Genomic DNA, 19,121 nt, shown 5'->3' on the forward strand with positions numbered 1-19,121 from the left:
GCGATTCATCGGACGGCATCGGCCGGACCCGCCGGCATCGCGCCGCGCGGCAATCCAGGCGGAGGGCCGCTATCCGACAGATTGAACAGCGGCATCGAACTCGGGCAGCGGAACGTTCTCAGCACGTCGCTCGTCAGCGGATTCGCCACACTTCCGGTACCCGCAATATCGAGCGCCGCTTTGCGACCGTCGAAGTCGAACGCGACTCGGGTACGGCCGGGCGTCGCTGTTTCGACAATCCGTCCCCGCTGGAGCAGCCGCATCAGCGCCCAGGGCCCGTCGGCCGCGATCGTCGACGTCTCGGGACGAATGCGCGGGTTCGCAGTGATCTCTGCATGGACGCCGCCGCGCGGCCCCGGCCACGACACCGAAAACGGCGCCACGGGTCCATGCTGATAGAGCGAAGTCTGGCCGTCGACGTCGAGCGCCAGGCCCATGATCGAAGGATCCAGTTCGGGAACGCGGATCTCGATCTTCCATGCGAGCTGTTTGTGACCGGGATTATTGAAGAAGACGTCTCGAATTGCCTTCGCGTGCTCGAAAGGCTCGAGATCCGGCCCATGTACCGGTTCCGTCGCGCCAGGCAGCGTGCGGTACCGCCATGGCTTCGCGGACGTGTCGACGAAAGGCGCCAGCGTCTTCGTGAAGAAATCGTCGATCACGCCGCCTTGCGCGAACACACGGGTGAAATCGTCGATGCCGACATCGCGCCTGCTGTCGGGCGAAAACGGATAGTTGCCCTCGATGGTCAGCCGGCACGTGTCACCGACGGTCGCCTGCATCTGGCGGGACAACAATTGCCCGATCCCCTGGTTGACTTCGCGCGAGCCGTCCGCGGCAAGCTGCAGCAGCACGGCACGGAAAGGCGCGGGCATCGTGTTGGCCGCCATCTTCAGCTTCGCCGCCGCGTCACTGGCCGGCGGCATGCTGTTGTTCGACAACGCGTTATCGGAGACCGTGAGCGCCGTGTAGTAGTCGTTCAACAGGTTGGTCACGCCGTCGAGGCCGGTCGCGCTGGCCTGGGCGACCGGCCCGGTGGCGCCCGGCGAATCGGCGTTGCCGGTCACGACTTCGCGCAGCGCGGCGAAACGGGTGTCGACGAGGTCGCGTTCGACCCGCTCCGACGCGCGGATTCCGAGCGCCTTGTCAGCCTTCTGGTTGATCTGGTCGGCAGCTTTCTGGAGAAACGTGCCGCCCGATCCACTCACCGGCGCCGTGAGCGTCGTTTCATGCACCGCCGCACGGGCCAGCCGCACGAGTGGCGAGTCCGGAGCCGCGAAGCGGCGCAGCACCTGAAGATTGAACGCGAGGCTCGTGCCGCTCACTGTCCGGATGTCGCCGAGAAACGCGTCCCATTGCTGCGCGTACTCCGTCAGATATTCGCGACGGACGGCATCCGTCAGCGCATCATCCATCCCCGTCGCATTGCTCACGATTTCAGCCGTTTTTTTTTGAGCCGAGTCCGATGCCCCCGTCAGGTACGAGCGCCCCATCACCCATGCGTCATCGTCGCGGGCAATCTGCACGAATTCAGGCAGCCGCTTGTCGAACAGATTCCGATAACCGTCAAACGTGAAAAGTCCCGACACGCCGCGCGACAACGGCGCGTCGCTCGCCCGCGTGAAGACCGTGCCGGCCTGCGGCCCCACCGCGCGCAGCAGCGTGAACTCATCCGGCGCCTCCTTCTGCATCGCTGCCTTTGCGCGCTCGTACAAGCGTCCGGTCGCGTTGCTGCCATCGAGAAACGCCCGGGCCCGCTGGATCAGCGCGTCATTGCGAATCAGCGGAGACTTCACCACGCGATCGCCCGAAAAGAGCTGCTCGACATGGTCGACCATCGATGCGCGGCCACCGAAGATCGCTGCACTGTCATTTTTCGCCCAGTCGTCGAGCACCCACGTCTTGACGTCGCCGGCATTGAACTTCGCGGCGTCGTAGAGCATCAGATAGACGCGCAGCGCATCGTAAGCGGCCTTCGAGTCGTTACCGGCAATCGCGCCGGACATCACGTCCTCCATCCGGCGCACGATTTGCGGCAGCAACAGATTGTCCTCGAGCGCATCGTACGCGCGACCGCTCTCCGTCGCGATATTCGGCGGCACATACAGCCCGTAGCGCCACTCGCTGCCGGGATCGGACACATCCAGATTCGGAAAGGTCGGCAGATTACGCGCTTCGGTCAGCGTGTCCGGCACGGCCTGCGGTTTCGGCGTCTTGTAGAGTTGCGTCACGCGCGCTGTCAACGCCTGCACCTTGCGCCCCATCGCGTCGAGATAGTCGCTGTTGTGGCCGAAGCTCACGCGCAAGCCGATCGCCAGCCACACGAACAACATCAAGGTCAAGGTGTGGCCGATCAGGCGCAACAAGCGGTAGCGAAATTCCCAGCGCAGGTTGGGACTGACGAGATGCGCTTCCGGGAATACGACACGCGTCAGGAAATCATGCAGAAAGAAACTCTGGTTGCCTTCCGCACGCTGCGGCGAAACGGGGGCACGCTCCTGAACCGACAGCAGGCGTTGAACGAGCGTATGGCGCTCTGCGACGACCTCGCCTCCCAGTTGCCGGGCGCTGGTGAAATACACGCCGCGCAACGTCGCATGGAGTTGGGTATCGTCGTAGCGTGAATCGAGAAAGACCCTGTCGATCAGGTCCGTCAGCGGGCCGAGCAGTGCAGAAAACGCCTCCGGCAGCGCGGCAAGCTTTCGCCGCTTCGGCAAGTCGTACTCATCCTGCAGGTGTGTATCGATCGAGCCGCTCAAACGTGCGGAGAGTTGCGTGAGTTCGTGGTGGCAACGCGCACGCAACCCTTCCTTCGCAACCGCTTCCTTGCCGTACGGAAGCGTGAAGCCCCATGCCTGTGCCCGTCCTTCCGATGTGAGTGTGCCGAAATACTCCGGGAAGCCCGTCAGGCCGTCCATCTTCGTGACCGCCACGTAAACCGGGAAGCGGATGCCCAGTTCCTGCCTCAGCTCGGCCAGCCGCCCGCGCAATGCAGCCGCCTCGGCAACGCGTGCTTGCTCATCGGCGCTGGCCAATGTCGCAAGATCGATCGTCAGCAACGCACCATTGATCGGCGCGCGCGGCCGGTTCCGGCGCAGCATGCCGAGAAACCCGAGCCATTCCGCGCGGTCGACATCCTGACGACTATTGCGCGGGCCCGAACGGCTCGGAGTGGAATCGACACCCGACTTCGAGGCTGTGGCCTCCTTCGATTGCGTCGACGTATCCTGTTTCGGATCGTTTTCGGCGCGTTTCTCGTCCGGCTTTGAGTCGCTCGCATCCGCGCCGGTGATCGGGGTTGCCGGTTTCGGTTCATCGATGTCCGCAGCAGGCGAGGTGCCATGACGCGTGTAGTGGCCCGTCGTATCGATGAGCACCGCATCATTGGTCAACCACCAGTCTACCGAGGCGGCGTCGGCGACAGGCTTCCCCGCCGCACGCTGCATCTGCTCGGCAACCGGAAACGCCAGTCCGCCGTTCATCAGCATGCTGGTCTTGCCCGACCCGCGCGAGCCGAGCGTGATGTACCAGGGCAACTCGTACAAATAGCGCTTGCCCTGGAACAGCCGACCGAGACCGCGCGCACCCGTGCGCATCGATTTGAGGCGGGCGAGCGCGCTGGTCATGATCGGTTCGATTTTCCGAAGACGCGATGCGGCAGGCGACTCGTCCTTCTTGTCGCCCATGCGCAGCATTTTCTTCATGAACGCATCGTCCGCGCGCATCTTCTGCCAGACGCGGTACATCCCGAAGATGACGAGCACGGCCACAATCACCGCGATTGCCGTGAGTCGGGTCGACGCTGGCTCGAACGGAGCCATATGACCAAACGAAAGCAGCGGGCCCGCGTACCAGATCAACAAGCAAAGCAGAGCGACGAATACGATGATCGTCGGCTGGCCCATGAGCCAGAGCAGCACCCCCGCGAGCAGCAATGCGATCAACAACACGCGCATGCCGGCCCCGGCGAGCGGCTTCAGTCCGCCGAACGCGAAAAACGGCCCGACGAACCAGATCACCAGTGCGACGACAATCAGTGCGAGGAACGCGAGGAACTGGCGCGAGGCCAGAAACGACAGGAACTGGAACTTCTTCATGTGTTATTCCGGAAACGGATCTGGCTTATCGCGCGACGACGATCTCGACACGCCGGTTCTGCGCGCGGCCCTGCACGGTGCGGTTGTCGCCGACAGGGTCGGCATCACCCTTGCCGGCGGCTTCGAGACGATTCGCCGGCACGCCCGCGGCTTGCAGCATCTGCATGACCTGAATGGCCCGCTCTTCCGACAGCACCTGATTCGACGCGAAATGACGGCTGCGAATCGGTACGCTGTCCGTGTAACCAAGAACGGCTACCTTGCCGGGCACCTTGGAAATTTCGGCGGCGATCTTTGAAATCAGCGGGTTCATCGACGGCTGGACCGACGCGCCGCCGGGCTTGAACATCGCATCGCCGCGGAACGTCACGGCGCTATGGCGAGCGTCTTCGTCGACGCTGACGGTGCCGGCCGCGATTTCGTCCTTGAGCAACTGCTTGAGGTGCAATTGCGGGGGCGCTGGGGGCGGTGTCATCGCGCCGATCACGGCAATCTGCTTCTGGACTTCGGCGGCACGGGTCATCAGTTCGTATTTGAACCAGCCGAACAGGCCGAGAAGGATCACGGACAGGACCACCACGGTGATCCACACCGGGAAATCGTAGAACGACAGGCGCTTGCCTTTTGCGGTCGATTGCCAGTTCGGTGACAAGGCCATCGGAACGGGCTCGCGTTGCGATGTGATGACGTTGTAAAGACGCTGGCGGATCGTGTCGTGCTTGCGCTTGCTATCAGCGCCGTCCCGATAGCGCCCCTCGAAGCCAAGACTGAGAACGCGGTAGATCACCTGGAGCAGATCGCGATGCTCATGGGGATCCTCGAGCAGACGGGCGATCAGCAAATAGACCTTGTCACCGCCCTTGAGATCGCCGTGGAAAGTGGTTGCAAGCCCCCCTTGGATCCACTCGATCGCTGACGAGCCCTCCCTGCCCCACGCGGTTTGCGTTGCCGCTTCGTCCAGTGCCGTGCAGAGGCAGTAGCTTGCGCCGATCATGTGATCGCGACGGATGTTTGCCTGCTCGCACAACTTCTCGAATATGCGCACCTCCTGTTCAAGTAACGACTTCAACCGGGCAATGGCTTGGTTCGACGTCAACGTATCGGGCATGTCCGCCTGAGCGCGGAGCAAAACACGGGACGCCTCCAGCACCGGATTCCGTGCCACGCGAACCGCAGCCAACCGCTGGTCAAACGGCTCCGACGGGCGCTCTTCTGGAACCGCTTTTGCGAAAGTATCTCCATCGCTGAAAGCGGTCGGGACGCTGGCCGACGATGCTCCACCTTTTTCTTCGACGGCAGACGGTTCCTTAGCCTCGTCAGCTGGAAAATTCATTGTCGCCATGGGTTAGCCTCCAGCGTCCGTTGCGACACTGCCGATCAGCGTACAACCGCATTCCGTGCGATGACCGTGCATCGCCACGCGTCGGTTGCCGATCGTGAACGTCGGATGTGCGTCGACGATCCGGTTGACCCCGTGCGGACGACCGTCCGGATATTTTTCGGGGCAATCGACCAAGTCATCCAGCCGGGCGATCTGCCGACCGCCGATGGTGTGCGTTTCCGAGCCGCTGATGACTCGACCCCCGTGCGAGGTCGTATCGCCGACCACGATGATTTTCAGCGCCATGTTTATTTTCCGAGTCAATGACCTGTCAAGATTGCGCGCGCAATCCAGCTTCACTTCCGCGCTTGAGTTCGCGCCATACCCATCCGGGTATCTGATCCACCATCGCGTCGAATCCCTCGCCAGTTCGACGACGAGCCGTCAGTGCGTCGCGAATGTACCGGTGCCGATCAAAACCTGCTCCGTAGCGGTACGAGTAGTTGCAATAGGCCAACCGGTCGCCGGGTTCGGTGAATCCCCATTCCAGTGCCCGTCGGTACCGGGGCTCGAACTCGATGAAGCGGCTCCTGTAGGGCAGGCTTTCATCGATGTGTCCCAGGTCGATCAGCGATGCGATGAGTTCATCTGGCTCGGTATGCGCCATCAGCTTGTCGACATCCGTCTGGTCAAGCTCGATCATCACGGATCGGGAAATTCGCCCCACGTCGAGCGAATCATTCTCGACCGTCTGCCACTGCGCGTGACGCCCGCGATATTTGATCCGCTCGATCGGGGCCAGGAACACATCGGTGATCTGTTTACCCCACATATCGAGCACCGCACCGGTATTGCGAGGATCGAAGAACCGGACCATCGCGGCCATACCGTCTCCGATCCCTGCAAACAGGAACGCGCGGAAATGCGTGGCGAGCTCATGCAATCCGACACGGCTCCAGACAAGCGTGAGACATGGCGAGTGAAGGTCAATTCGATCCAGCTCGCTCACCCACGTTGCGGCCGGATCATCAATACGGGCAAGAAATAGGGAAGCCGGCCCGAGTTGCTCCTCAGGCAGCCCCTCGAAGAGCGAAACGAACTGCGTGCCGGACTGCTCGAGCAAAGGCAAGATCCTTGCCGGGTTGGCGGCACCGTCGACCAGACCGAATGATTGCGCGCGCTGTTGCATATGGATGAATCCCTCCCCTGCCTCTATGCCCATGCGGCCTTGCTGGTGTTCCCGGCAACCAGCAGTTCGGATTCAGGAGTCAGCCCCAAATAAGCTATCCGCTTCTTGCCGCCCTCGAAGATCACGCGGGGCCAGCCATAGCCACCCGGCGCGTATTCGTGAAACCAGGGCACGCGGAACCAGATGCGGCTGTCGTGGACATAGTCGTCGAGCAGGTGGATGCTCTCCTTCTGGAGCCGGTTGGCTGCTTCCATCGACGCATACATTTTCAGGAACTTGACGACGCCGCGCGCGGGCGCCGCCACGATGTCATTTGACGGGCTGAATACGCTGAAAATCGTGCTCCATGTCGATGCAAGCAGAATTCCGCTCTCGGCAAGCCTGACCTCGGGGGCATCACTGCCAGGCTGCTCGTGCTTCACCGAAAGTGTCGTTGTCGTCGTACCCGTGTCTGGGTATTGCCGGAGCGCCGAGTCCATGCGTACGGTCACGGTTACCTTCCACTTCGATTCGCGATCCTCAGGATGCAAATAGCCCAGCAGCAAGCGCATCTCCTCTGCGCCCTGGCGCAAATCGGTCTGCTCGTTGGTTGTAATGTCACATGCACCTTCGCCGGGACGCGCCGGCGCGGCATCCTCGGTGCCTGGGTGAGCCACCTCGCCACACAGTGCCTCCGTGCGACGGTCGATCTCACGATTCGTCGCCTTGATCTGCGCGTCCAGCTCCATGATCCTGGGCATGTTGGCCGGATAGCGGTGGTTACCCGTTTCTTGGGACTTATGCGCCTCCAACCGCGCTCGCTTAGCCTTGAGCATCTTCAGTTGCGGATCCGTCTTCTTTGCTTTCTCGAGTGCCTCGTCGACTTTGTAGGGTGTCATGCCGTCTTCCCTCGCCTTGAGGAAGAATTCCTGACTGGCCACGTATTCGGGTGTGTCCGGCTGAGCACGTAGTGTCCGCCATGCCAGCAGTTCGGCCATGCCATGCTTGATCGCGTCCTCCATCCGCCCGATCGGCCCGGCGGTTTTTAGCCAGGCGTTGAACGCGGCGATCGTCTCGGGGAACAACGCGAAATCGGCACTCAAGTCCTCCCTGGATTGAATCTCGTCACCCTTCATCATCGGCACGCCGTAATTCAGCGTGTGGATGTACATATCGTGCAGCGAGATCTGGCTCAGCTTGCCGCCGTCGCCCTTGTCGGGATCACGGCCCTTGCCCTGTTCGTTCGGCACATAGCCCCCGCCGACATCCGAATGCACACCGGGATAGGCAATTTCGTGGCGGATACCGAGTGGATAGGCTCCCCCTACCTCGCGGATTGAATCAACCGGGAAGCTCATGCGCTGCTCGTGAATCGAGAACGCATGAACGCAGTAGCGAACCGAATCGGGAATGCGCATCGCGCCGTTGTTGGCAAAGGCGAAGTGTCCGTCGAACGACCCGATGTCGACGGTCGCGCGGGTAAAATCAGGCGGACCCACGGACGCGACGGTATCGAACAATCCCAGGAAGTTCACCTGGTACGGTAGCGCATACTTGCCGGTGAACTGCCGCGCGAGATTCCCGGCTGGCGCCCACTGGTTCACTAGCTTGTGGACGAAGGCGCGCGCGCCAGCGGCACCGCGGGAAAAACCGATCACGTTGATCCAGATCTTGCGAATCGTGCCGGGCGGATGCTGGGCATCTACCGCCAGCTTGTGAGTCACGCTCAGCGTCTGGATCGGTTCGTCGAATCCGCTCATGTCGCCGTTGGCAGCGGCATCACATATTCTTTCTGCCTTCGCTGGCGAGATCAAGGCCAGCGACTTGTCCGGTGCGATCGCCCGGTAAACCGCATTCAGCACACGGACATAGCCCAGGACGCAGCGCGCGTTGAATCCCTTGGCCATCGCCTTGCCCATCTGCAGGTAGGTCCCTTCGCCGATCTCGGGCAGCGGCGTGCCGACGCCGGGAATGTAGAACTTGAAAATGCCGCGGTCCGGGTCATGAAGTGCGGCACGGAACAGCCGCGCGACATTGGTATGGCTACGACTGAGCGAGTCGCGCAGCGGGTTATCCGCCGCGTCATTATTGTTCGTGCCGTCGAAGAAGAGGCTGATCTGCAGCGTTTGCTGACACGACCGCGTTTCGTCATGCATCCGCAGGGCGCCCTGCTCGTACGCGTCTTCGCTTTGCGAGCGCGGCAACCGGCCACCCTCCGGCATTGCGTCAGGCCATCGAATCGTCACTGCATTCCCCCCTTCTCAATCGTGAGCCGGCGGATAACGCCGGTTCCACTCTTCGTCAATCACGCCCTGGGCAATATACGGATCGTTGTCGGCTGGACGATTGTTCGGATTGTTCCCGCCGTCCCGATTGCCGTCGGTGATCATCACGCGCACCCGGTCGCCCGGCAGAAAGATGCCCCATGCATGATTGGCATTGGCACCGTCGTACGGCGCAATCCTCACGTTCTCGGCCTTGTACCAGTAGCCCCATTTCTTTCCGTCCGGTCTCTTCTTTTCCACCAGCCAGCGCACCGTCAGCGTCAGATCCGCTTGCCATTCAAGCGGATAGCGCATGCAGCACATTCCTCCACCTTCGGACGGACGGCCATTTGCCTTGATCGGTAGCACGTTCGAACCGCCGCCACCGATCCCGCTCCCGGACGGCCCGATCATCGAAAACGTGTGGATGTACCACGGCGAATAGTTCAGAGCGAAAACATCCATGCCGCCTCCAACCTTCACCGGGCGAGACACGTCTTCCGGCACGGTTGCATTCGGTTGCCCGCCCGCGCACGCCATCAGCGACAAACACAGCGCCGCCAGCAAGCCTGTTCCCACCCCACGCCATCGAATCGTCACTGCATGCCTCCTCTTCTGTACTTCCGGTTCCATTCCTCGTCGATCACGCCCTGTGCGATATACGGATCGTCATCTGCCGGGCGAATGTTCGGATTGTTTCCGCCATCCCGATTGCCGTCGGTGATCATCACGCGCACCCGGTCGCCCGGCAGAAAGATGCCCCATGCATGATTGGCATTGGCACCGTCGTACGGCGCAATCCTCACGTTCTCGGCCTTGTACCAGTAGCCCGGTGTTTTCCCGTCCTGTTTCTTGTCCACCAGCCAGCGCACCGTCAGCGTCTGGTCCGCTTGCCATTCAAGCGGATAGCGCATGCAGCACATTCCTCCGCCTTCGGACGGACGGCCATTTGCCTTGATCGGTAGCACGTTCGAACCGCCGCCACCGATCCCGCTCCCGGACGGCCCGATCATCGAAAACGTGTGGATGTACCACGGCGAATAGTTCAGAGCGAAAACATCCATGCCGCCTCCAACCTTCACCGGGCGAGACACGTCTTCCGGCACGGTTGCATTCGGTTGCCCGCCCGCGCACGCCATCAGCGACAAACACAGCGCCGCCAGCAAGCCTGTTCCCACCCCACGCCATCGAATCGTCACTGCATTCCCCCCTTCTCAATCGTGAGCCGGCGGATAACGCCGGTTCCACTCTTCGTCAATCACGCCCTGTGCGATATACGGATCGTTGTCGGCTGGACGGTTGTTCGGATTGTTCCCGCCGTCCCGATTGCCGTCGGTGATCATCACGCGCACCCGATCTCCCGGCAAAAAGATTGCCCACGCATCACCGGTATTGCCACTGCTGTATGGCGCAATCCTCACGTTCTCCGCTTTGTACCAATAGCCCCACTTCTTTCCGTCCGGTCTCTTCTTTTCCACCAGCCAGCGCACCGTCAGCGTCAGATCCACTTGCCACTCGGTGGGCAGGCTCGTGCAGCACTTTCCTCCACCTTCGGACGGACGGCCACTCGCCTTGATCGGTAGCACATTCGAACCACCGCCACCGATGCCACTTCCGCGCGGACCAACTATTGAGAATGTGTGGATATACCAATCCGTGTAGTTCAATGCTTTGGTATCCCCCGACAGCAGTGGCACCCGTTTCGGTACCTCGACTGCCATCGCCGGCCCTGCCGGTTGGCCACCGGCACACGCACCCAATGACAGGCAAAACACCGGCAGCATCCTCTTCAGGAAAACTCCCAACTGTGAGAAACAAGCGCTATTGATCATGCTATCGATCCGCAGGTTGAGGCTATTGCCGCGGAACCAGCGCCGAACCACCTCTAGCAGCTTTGAGAAGACATTCGATGCAGATACTCTTCGGCGTAAGGCTGACCGGCGCGTCTTTCGGTCCCGGTAGCGAGTGGGTAGATGCGAACGCAACGAATTTGCCCGGCGTAAATATCTGCGCGCCACTGTCGTCAAGCACCATGCGGGTCTTGCCGCCTTGCAGCTCCAGCTTTTCAACGCCCGTGATCTGGATGACTTTCGTCAGTAACTGGATGGACTTCGCGGACTCCAGCTTGATCGAACTGGTCAACGCGTGAAGAACGATGTCACCCAGCGCGGCCGAAATCCTGATAGCCGCCTGTTGGGCAAACAGACTGATCGTGTCGCGCACGCTCGCAAAGAAACTTCGGCCGCTCGCGACGCCGACATGCCCCTCGCTCGTTAACGCGACCTGTTGCGCGGCCACATGCACCGTAGCTGGCGTCGTGATTTCAACACCCGCCTTACCATCGATCATCAGATGGGGCTCGGAAAATTCGGGGAACGGATTTTCGCCGCGCGCGACACCGCGAATCTGGTCGTTCTGCGCTTCAATCGTCTTCGCGAGGTCCGACTGGTGCCCGTCGGTCTCCTGGGCTTGAGCTTCCTGGGCGGCCTGGCTCATCGCGACATGCAGGCTCTGTGCAACTTCGAGCCGACGGATCGCTTCCGACATGGCTTTGGTATGGCCCTGCGCATTAGGGCGGCCTTGCGTCGTGAGCAACATGCCCGTCGCCGCGCGGAAGACGCCGTCCCCATCGGTACGCAATTCGACGCCCCGACCGCGCTCATCCTGCCGACCAGCGTTACCCGCGATACGCGTGATGTAACCCAAATTCAACTGCGAGCTACCTTCATCACTCGACAGGTGCGCCTGAATCTTTCCGTTCGTATCGTCGAAAGCCAGCGTATTTGCTCGCCGAGCGCCGATCTCTTTGCTGCGAAAACCGGCAAGCGTCTGGTTCTCCGGCAAAGCAAACGGCGGCTTGTTGAACGCATTCACCGCGCTGCCGACGATGATCGGCAAGTCCGGATCGCCATTCGCGAATGCAACCTCAACCTCATGGCCCCGGCGCGGCAGGAAGATCCCGCCGAACTGATCGCCATGCCATGCGCCGGCCACGCGCACCCAACAACTCGAACGTTCGTCGTTGTTGCCGAGCCGATCCCACAGAAACTGCAACTTCACCCGACCGTACGCGTCCGTCCAGATTTCCTGATTTTCCGGACACGTCACAACGGCATATTCGACGCCGGTAATACGCGGTTTCTCGATCGTGCGTAGCAGTCGGAACGGCTCGTAGGTCGGCTGCAACACGAAGTCCGCTTCGCAGTGGTATCTCTGACCGGAACCCGATGCCTCGCCGACCTCTTCGATCGTCAGCCTCGCGGCGATAACCGCGTACTCGCAGTTCGCGGCACTCTGCGGGTAGTGCGAAAGCACGAAGGTCCGGCCAGTGACCAGCCCGCGCAGGTTGCCCTTACCGGAAGCCCTGAGCCCCTGACAGCGCCACGCCTCCATCTGCACGAGCGTCAGGTATTCCGCTTCGGTCCGCGGTTCGTTTGGCGCGCCTGACAAGCCGCCCGTACCGGCCTGCGGCTGTGTGTAATCGCCCCACGTGTAATGCTCTTGATTGGCGAGCCCCGTATTGCGCGGGTCTTCTCGCGCAACCGTCAGGTCTGCGCGCGGCCGGGTGTAGTCGTAGTCGACACTGGTCACCGCACCAGTCGTCAGCGCATTCGAGACCGACAGCGCATGAATATGTTCCTCGTCAATACGCCGGCTATCGGGAGCCTCGTAGCGGATCGTCGAATAGGCATCGCCATGCGGCTTGAGCGCCGCTATCGCATCGCAAAGCACCAGACGGTGCTTCTCGTCGTCGTGCTCGAAGAAGTAGAAGATGCCCCACTCTTCCCACAGGCGTTGCAGGAACGTCCAATCGCTTTCGTGGTGCTGGCGCTGGATATCCCGCTTGGGCCAGGTCTTGTTCGGACGCGGCGGCGTCAGTCGTTTGTCGACAGGGAACAGGTAGGCCGAGAGCACCGCGTCGGTGATCTCGATCACGGACATATCCTGGAAGATGCGGCAATTGCAGTTCTTCGTCGCCAGCCAGAGCCACGGTCGAAGCGTGACCGCGTATACGATCGAGCGCCCGTCTTCTCGCAGGATGGATGCGTTGGTGACGATGCCGGTGATCTCGCGCGTGCCTGCGCCGATGTTCGCCATTCCGGCGTTGCCGGCAAGGCCGCGAATGAAATGCCCAACACCTTCGAGCTGAATCAAAACGGTCAGTTCGGTGCCGATCAGCTTGTCGAGATCGATATTCGCGGCAATGCTATGCGAGAACCCGAGTTCGTCCGGGGTTTTCAGCTCGAGCGTGTACTCGAACAACTCGCCAAGCGTTTCGCCTCCCGTAAGCTTCACCGGCGTGAGGATCGGACGATCACCATACACCGGCAGGGCCGCGCCGGAAACCGACAACGTCCGTGGTGCGTCAAACAGAGCCATCCCGGCACCTCCATTGAATCAATCGATTCATCGACGATCTCCGACTATGCGGCCTCTTTCTTGCCACTTGCGCTCATTCCCGGACGGCCAAAAACTACGGCCGCGCCTATCAGTCCCATCCGAGAACTGTTCAATCACCGATTTTCATCGCATCCCTTTCGGCACCATCGAGCTCGCGCAATCAATCATGGCCTTTCCCAATCTTTTAACATCCGGCGATTCGTCGTTCTCGAGCGAATGTCCCACCTGCGACATTGCCGTATAGCTTCCTCGATGAGCTGCTAGAAGAGTGGCAGGCGATATATATCCCGACGGCCCGCCCCTAATACCGGTCGCATCCAAGGCGTTCGAGAACTCGAAATAGATCGGACCTACCTGATGAGACACCAGCCATTCCTTCAATTGCAGCAGTCGATAAGACAGCACAAGGCTGTCGTTATGACGGATAAAATCCCTATAATATGCATACACGAACCATCGGGCTTGCCAGTTGCCTTTCTTGGCCGCCAGCATCACACTGTCCCATGTAGCGTCGCTCACCTTGCCTTTGCCGAACTCGGTCATGAACCTCCGCACGGCGGCCTCGTCCGGAACCGCGCCAAATTCCGCCGGTGTTTCGCAACGAAAACTCGCGAAAGGATCACCTGATTCTATGAATGCAGTGACATCCTTTGAGATTTGGTCCGTCAGTTTCTCCAAGCGGTCGCGCACGTCGCCCCGCCGCCATTCTTTCGGCAGCGGCCCAAGCCATGCCAATGGATCATCATTCTTGTCAGCCGCTTCTTTATAAGCACTCAGCAGCGCCTGTTCTATTCGCTTCCTTTTATACTCCTCAATTTTTGCCTTTTCCTCACTCTTCTTGTGCGACTTCAGATCGTAAAATCCATCAATGTTTCTCGCATCAGTCATCTTGATACAATTCTGAAATTCACCTGCCCAGCATCGCGACTCTACGTAGTATTCCCAACGGCGATTGACAGTTTCGAGCGCATACTTCTTGACATTAGATTCTGAAATAACGCGAGCATCACCATTTTCGTCGGCAATCCCGGCAATCAGAACCCGTCCATCGAGCGTCACCCATTGATAAGGTTCGCTTGCCAATGGCACCACGCAATCTGCATCCTGGCAGAGCTTGATCGTCGATTCCGACGCCGCTAGCGTTCCCTCTGCGAGAATCGCAAATAACAACGTTGTAATACTTATTTTCAATAAACAAATTTTGCGCATTTATAAAACATCTCCCCACAGGACACTGGCGGCGCTTACGCGCGCACACCCCACAACTCCAACCTCAACGACGGGAACTCCCCTGCCACGTGCAACGCGAAGCCACCATGCCGCACGACTTCCTCCCAAAGCGGCCCGCCTTGCGTCAGTTCGTAATAGATATATCCCGCATTGAACGGAATTTGCCGCGGCGGCACCGGCAGCGCCTGCAAACCGATGCCCGGCAAGTGACTGCGCACAAGGCTCGGCAATTTTTCCGACGGCCCCGCCTTCGCCTGCGCCAGAAACTGCTGCTTCAACACGTCCGGCGGCATCGCCGCATGAACGGCCAGCACCAGCGCGGTAAAGCCCTGCATGTCGACCGGATCGACCACCGCGTTGCGCATCCCGTGCCCACGATCTTCGAATGCAATGCTCTGCGCGCTACGCACCAGCACGGCGTTCAACAACCGATGCGTATCATCGACAACCGGTTTCAGACACAGATGCGGCGTCGTGTGCTGATACGGCGGATGCGTGTCGAGCGGCCGACGCGTCTCCGTGCGCAGATGCGTCGACAGTTCGCCCGCCATGCTGATCAACAACGCATAGACATCGGCCGGCGACACGGCCGGCACCCGCAGCATGTGCTGCAGCAGCGGTTCGTAGCGGTTCAAGATCTGCAACAGCAGATAGTCCGTAACCGTCGCCGCGCTCGCCGTCGTCTCGTCGGTGCCGGCGAGCCGTGCTGCGAGCGCCTTTGCACGCAGGTGCGCGAGATCGTGGATTTTCGTCACCCAGCTCGCGAGCAGGTCGCTGGCGCCGTAACCCGACACAGGCGGCACCAGCGTATCGTCGAGTTCGATGCTGCCGTCCGCACGGATCGTCTTGACACGCGTGAGTGCGAGGCCGATCCACGCATCGCCTAACTCCTTTTCCGGCATCAGGCGCAAGCGCAGATTCGACAGTTGCACGGACTCGGGGGCAAGGCCGATCGAATTCGTGTCGCGCAGTTCCGTATCGAACACCAGGTAGCGCGCCAGAGAATCCGCGCTGTTCTCGAACGTCGTTTCTTCACAGTTCGGCAACCGGACCGGCACCGCGAGATAGATCACCTGATCGAGGTGTTCGGGCCGGATCGTCAGCGGGGGCGGCAGGGGCGTATTGCCCGGCGCATCGAACGGTGTGCCGTCGGCGAATACGCCGGCGGCCGATTTGACGATCACCTTCCCGAGCGCCAGCGACTCCAGGTCGAGCGCATAGCTCGCAAAGCCGAAAAAGAACGGCGACAGCGGAGCCGCACGCATATGCGCGTACTTCTCGAAGTAGCGATCCTGCTGCTGGAACAGTTGTGGACGGAAAAACAGCCCTTCCTGCCAGGCGACCTTTGCATACCAGCTCATACATACCGTCCGGTTTGTTGCACGACGTGTTTCATTTCTTCGCTTCCTCGACCTTGACGGCCTTCGCCTCGAGATCGACAGTCAATTTCAGCTTCGGCGTGAACAAGCGGTACCACGCCTTGTCGGGTGCGGTCGGCATCGTATAAACCGTACGCCATACCGCATTCGGCAAATCGCGATAGGCCGCAATCACGCCGATGGCGGTCGTCGCCGGGTCCGGTCGCCGAACGAGGGTCTTGCGATCGCCGGGACGCAGTTGCAGTTCGTCACGCTTCACGACGTCATCGCCCAATACCGTCTTTTCCTGGGTCTGCAGCGTAAAAAAGTCCGCCGTGCTGAAGGCGTTGTCGTTCTTCAGCTCATAGATGCGAACGACGATCGGCGCTGCACGGCCACGATCGTCCGGGTTGACGTCCGGTCGCGCGCTGACGGTCAGGTCGAGCCGAACCGGCTCCTTGGGCTTCGGTTCGCCGCTCGCACAAGCCGTGAGGATCACGACACTGGCAAGCGTGGTGGCAATCAGGATCGAACGCATGCAGATCTCGTCTTGGAACGCGGCAAAAGGACATTGCGCGTGCGCGGAAACACCCTTGCGCACGCGCAACACCTTGCCGGCTTATGCTTCCTTGTTACCCTTGATGTCGAAGCTGGCCGTCACCGCGCCGCCGCTGCCACCTTGCGCGTTCTGCACGACATACTCCTGCTTCACCTTCGCGAACGACAACGCTACCGTCTCGCGGCTTTTCTCGGCGTCGCTCTTGCTGCCGGACGGCTTCACGCGCGTGACGATCACGTCGCTCATCGTGACCTTCAGGTACTCCAGCGGGTTGCCGCCGGCCTTGCGCATCACGAGCGTCGCCTGGTCGATGTGCTTGCCGGTCAGTGCGTACTTCATCAGGTTCGGGCTCGCGCGATCGATGTTGTGTTCGAACGTCAGGTCCTTGACCGTCGCCTTGCCCGCGCCGCCACCGCTGCCGGCATGCATCGACGATTCCTGGGTGATTTCCCAATCCCAGTTCAGGACTTCGATCTCGTCCTTGTGCTTGTCGTCGAGCGATTCGCCGTTGATACCGTCGATCTTCAGAAAAATGTCCTGTGCCATGCGTAGTACTCCTTGACTTACGTGAGTAGAAACAGGCCGTTCACCACGAGATGAAGCGATTGAATGCCCGGCCTGACGGGGTCGATTACCTTCCGGTTACGCCGCTTCCTTGATCGACGGAAGCTTCGTCACGAGCCGCAGCGAAACCGTCAGCCCTTCGAGCTGGAAGTGCGGACGCAGGAAGAATTTCGCCTGGTAATAGCCGGGGTTGCCCTCGACGTCCTCGACGAGCACTTCGGCGGCGGCGAGCGGCCGGCGCGCCTTGGTGTCCTGCGATGAGTTGGCAGGATCCGCGTCGACGTAGTGCATGACCCATTCGTTCAGCCAGCGCTGCATGTCCTCGCGTTCCTTGAACGCGCCGATCTTGTCGCGCACGATGCACTTCAGGTAGTGCGCAAAGCGCGAGCACGCAAACAGATACGGCAGGCGGGCCGACAGGTTCGCGTTGGCGGTCGCGTCCGGATCGTGATACTCGGCCGGCTTCTGCAACGATTGCGCGCCGATGAAGGTCGCGTGATCGGTGTTCTTGCGATGCACGAGCGGAATGAAGCCGTTCTTCGACAATTCGGCCTCGCGGCGATCCGAGATCGCGATCTCGGTCGGGCATTTCATGTCGATGCCGCCATCGTCGGTCGGGAACGTATGGCACGGCAGGCTTTCGACCGTACCGCCCGACTCGACGCCACGGATCAGCGAGCACCAGCCATACTGCTTGAACGAGCGATTGATGTTGACGCCCATTGCATATGCTGCATTCGCCCAGCCGTAGCGGCTGTGGTCAGAGCCGTTGGTGTCTTCTTCGAAATCGAATTCGTCCACCGGATTGGTCTTCGCCCCATACGGCAGCCGTGCGAGGAAGCGCGGCATCGTCAGGCCGACATAACGGGCGTCCTCGGTATTACGCAACGAATTCCACGCCGCATATTCGAGGTTCTGCGTGAAAATCTTCGTCAGATCGCGCGGGTTCGCAAGCTCCTGCCACGATTCCATCTGGAGCACCGACGGACCAGCCCCGGTGATGAACGGCGTGTGGGATGCCGCGGCGACCTTCGCAATCGAACCGAGCAGATCGACGTCGGGTGGCGTATGGTCAAAGTAGTAGTCGGCCACCATGCAGCCATACGGCTCCCCGCCGAGCTGGCCGTACTCCTGCTCATAGATCTGCTTGAAGAGCGGGCTTTGATCCCACGCCAGCCCCTTGTAGCGACGCATCGTGCGGTGCAGCTCGGTCTTCGACACGTCCAGGACACGGATCTTGAGATGCTCGTCGGTTTCCGTATTCGATACGAGGTGGTTCAAGCCGCGCCATGCCGATTCGAGCGCCTGGTAATCATCGTGGTGCAGGATCAGGTTGATCTGCTCGGAAAGCTTGTGGTCGATTCGCGCAATGATCGCCGCGATGCTCTTGTACGCGTCGTCGCTGATGGTCGCGGTCTGTGCAAGCGCCTGTTCGGCGAGCGTCTGGACCGCGGATTCGACGGCCTCGCGTGCCTGGTCGGTCTTCGGACGGAATTCCTTTTCCAGCAGTTGCGCGAAGTCGGATTCAGTGGCCGTCTGCACTTGCGCGGCCTGTGCGTGTTGTTTCGCCATGGTGGTCATCCTCGATCGGTTCGTCGGTCAGTTGGCTTCGTTCTGGTCGAGGGCGCGCGCTTCGTGATGCTCGGGCTTCGGCGCAGCGGCCAGCGATTTCAGGAGCGTCGGATCCTGCAGCAACTGCGTGACGAGCGCTTCGGCGCCCGACTTGCCGTCCATGTACGTCTGCAGGTTGGCAAGCTGCGTGCGGGCCTCGAGCAACTGGCGCAGCGGCTCGACCTTGCGCGCGATGGCGGCCGGGGAAAAGTCCTCCATGCTCTCGAAGGTCATGTCGACCATCATCTGGCCTTCGCCCGTCAGCGTATTCGGCACGGCAAACGCGACGCGCGGTCGAATCGCCTTCATCCGCTCGTCGAAATTATCGATGTCGATTTCGAGGAAGCGCCGATCGGATACCGCCGGAAGCGGCTCGACCGGATGCTTGCCCGACAAGTCGGCCAGCACGCCCATGACGAAAGGCAGCTCGACTTTCTTCTCCGAACCGTAAACCTCGACGTCGTACTCGATCTGCACGCGCGGCGCACGATTGCGCGCGATGAATTTCTGCGAACTGCTGGAAGCGGACATGGACAGGTTCTCCTGAA

The 19,121-nt window shown here is 60.8% G+C and carries 15 protein-coding genes; all 15 read right to left on the reverse strand.

The features are described from left to right. Positions 1–5: 5 nt before the first annotated feature. Complete coding sequence (tssM, locus tag HWX14_RS20060; RefSeq protein ID WP_175884149.1) at positions 6–4,097, reverse strand: type VI secretion system membrane subunit TssM; 4,092 nt, start codon at positions 4,095–4,097, stop codon at positions 6–8. Positions 4,098–4,122: 25 nt separating this feature from the next. After that, a complete protein-coding gene (tssL, locus tag HWX14_RS20065) occupies positions 4,123–5,439 on the reverse strand; it encodes a type VI secretion system protein TssL, long form (protein WP_244130278.1) in 1,317 nt (438 codons plus the stop codon). Between the two features lie 3 nt (positions 5,440–5,442). Further along, entirely contained in the window at positions 5,443–5,724 is a 282-nt protein-coding gene (locus HWX14_RS20070) for a PAAR domain-containing protein (RefSeq protein WP_175884150.1), read from the reverse strand. A gap of 25 nt (positions 5,725–5,749) precedes the next feature. Further along, positions 5,750–6,607, reverse strand: coding sequence for a DUF4123 domain-containing protein (locus tag HWX14_RS20075; protein WP_175884151.1), 858 nt, complete (start codon positions 6,605–6,607; stop codon positions 5,750–5,752). Positions 6,608–6,630: 23 nt separating this feature from the next. After that, positions 6,631–8,832 carry a DUF2235 domain-containing protein gene (locus tag HWX14_RS20080; RefSeq protein WP_175884152.1) on the reverse strand — a complete coding sequence of 734 codons (2,202 nt, stop codon included), beginning with the start codon at positions 8,830–8,832 and terminating at the stop codon, positions 6,631–6,633. Positions 8,833–8,847: 15 nt separating this feature from the next. Continuing rightward, positions 8,848–9,450 carry a DUF3304 domain-containing protein gene (locus HWX14_RS20085; RefSeq protein WP_244130279.1) on the reverse strand — a complete coding sequence of 201 codons (603 nt, stop codon included), beginning with the start codon at positions 9,448–9,450 and terminating at the stop codon, positions 8,848–8,850. Continuing rightward, complete coding sequence (locus HWX14_RS20090; RefSeq protein ID WP_244130280.1) at positions 9,447–10,016, reverse strand: DUF3304 domain-containing protein; 570 nt, start codon at positions 10,014–10,016, stop codon at positions 9,447–9,449. The genes HWX14_RS20085 and HWX14_RS20090 overlap by 4 nt, the downstream gene beginning before the upstream one ends. A gap of 48 nt (positions 10,017–10,064) precedes the next feature. Beyond that, positions 10,065–10,682 (reverse strand): DUF3304 domain-containing protein, encoded by a 618-nt coding sequence (locus HWX14_RS20095; protein WP_175884154.1) that lies wholly within the window; start codon positions 10,680–10,682, stop codon positions 10,065–10,067. Between the two features lie 22 nt (positions 10,683–10,704). Next, positions 10,705–13,230, reverse strand: a complete 2,526-nt coding sequence (gene tssI, locus HWX14_RS20100) for a type VI secretion system Vgr family protein (RefSeq protein WP_175884155.1) — start codon at positions 13,228–13,230, stop codon at positions 10,705–10,707. A gap of 144 nt (positions 13,231–13,374) precedes the next feature. Next, on the reverse strand, positions 13,375–14,460 hold the full coding sequence (locus HWX14_RS20105) for a hypothetical protein (protein ID WP_175884156.1): 1,086 nt from the start codon (positions 14,458–14,460) through the stop codon (positions 13,375–13,377). Positions 14,461–14,495: 35 nt separating this feature from the next. Next, positions 14,496–15,842 (reverse strand): type VI secretion system baseplate subunit TssK, encoded by a 1,347-nt coding sequence (gene tssK, locus HWX14_RS20110; RefSeq protein ID WP_175884157.1) that lies wholly within the window; start codon positions 15,840–15,842, stop codon positions 14,496–14,498. Between the two features lie 31 nt (positions 15,843–15,873). Next, positions 15,874–16,377 (reverse strand): type VI secretion system lipoprotein TssJ, encoded by a 504-nt coding sequence (gene tssJ, locus HWX14_RS20115; RefSeq protein WP_175884158.1) that lies wholly within the window; start codon positions 16,375–16,377, stop codon positions 15,874–15,876. 81 nt (positions 16,378–16,458) lie between these two features. Then, positions 16,459–16,944 (reverse strand): Hcp family type VI secretion system effector, encoded by a 486-nt coding sequence (locus HWX14_RS20120; protein WP_121862593.1) that lies wholly within the window; start codon positions 16,942–16,944, stop codon positions 16,459–16,461. A 96-nt stretch (positions 16,945–17,040) separates the two neighbouring features. After that, positions 17,041–18,534: a type VI secretion system contractile sheath large subunit gene (gene tssC / locus HWX14_RS20125; protein WP_175884159.1), complete on the reverse strand. Its 1,494-nt coding sequence runs from the start codon at positions 18,532–18,534 to the stop codon at positions 17,041–17,043. Between the two features lie 27 nt (positions 18,535–18,561). Then, positions 18,562–19,104, reverse strand: coding sequence for a type VI secretion system contractile sheath small subunit (gene tssB / locus HWX14_RS20130; protein WP_175884160.1), 543 nt, complete (start codon positions 19,102–19,104; stop codon positions 18,562–18,564). Positions 19,105–19,121 lie beyond the last annotated feature (17 nt).

Source organism: Burkholderia sp. BCC0044 (assembly GCF_902832955.1).
Lineage (GTDB): Bacteria > Pseudomonadota > Gammaproteobacteria > Burkholderiales > Burkholderiaceae > Burkholderia.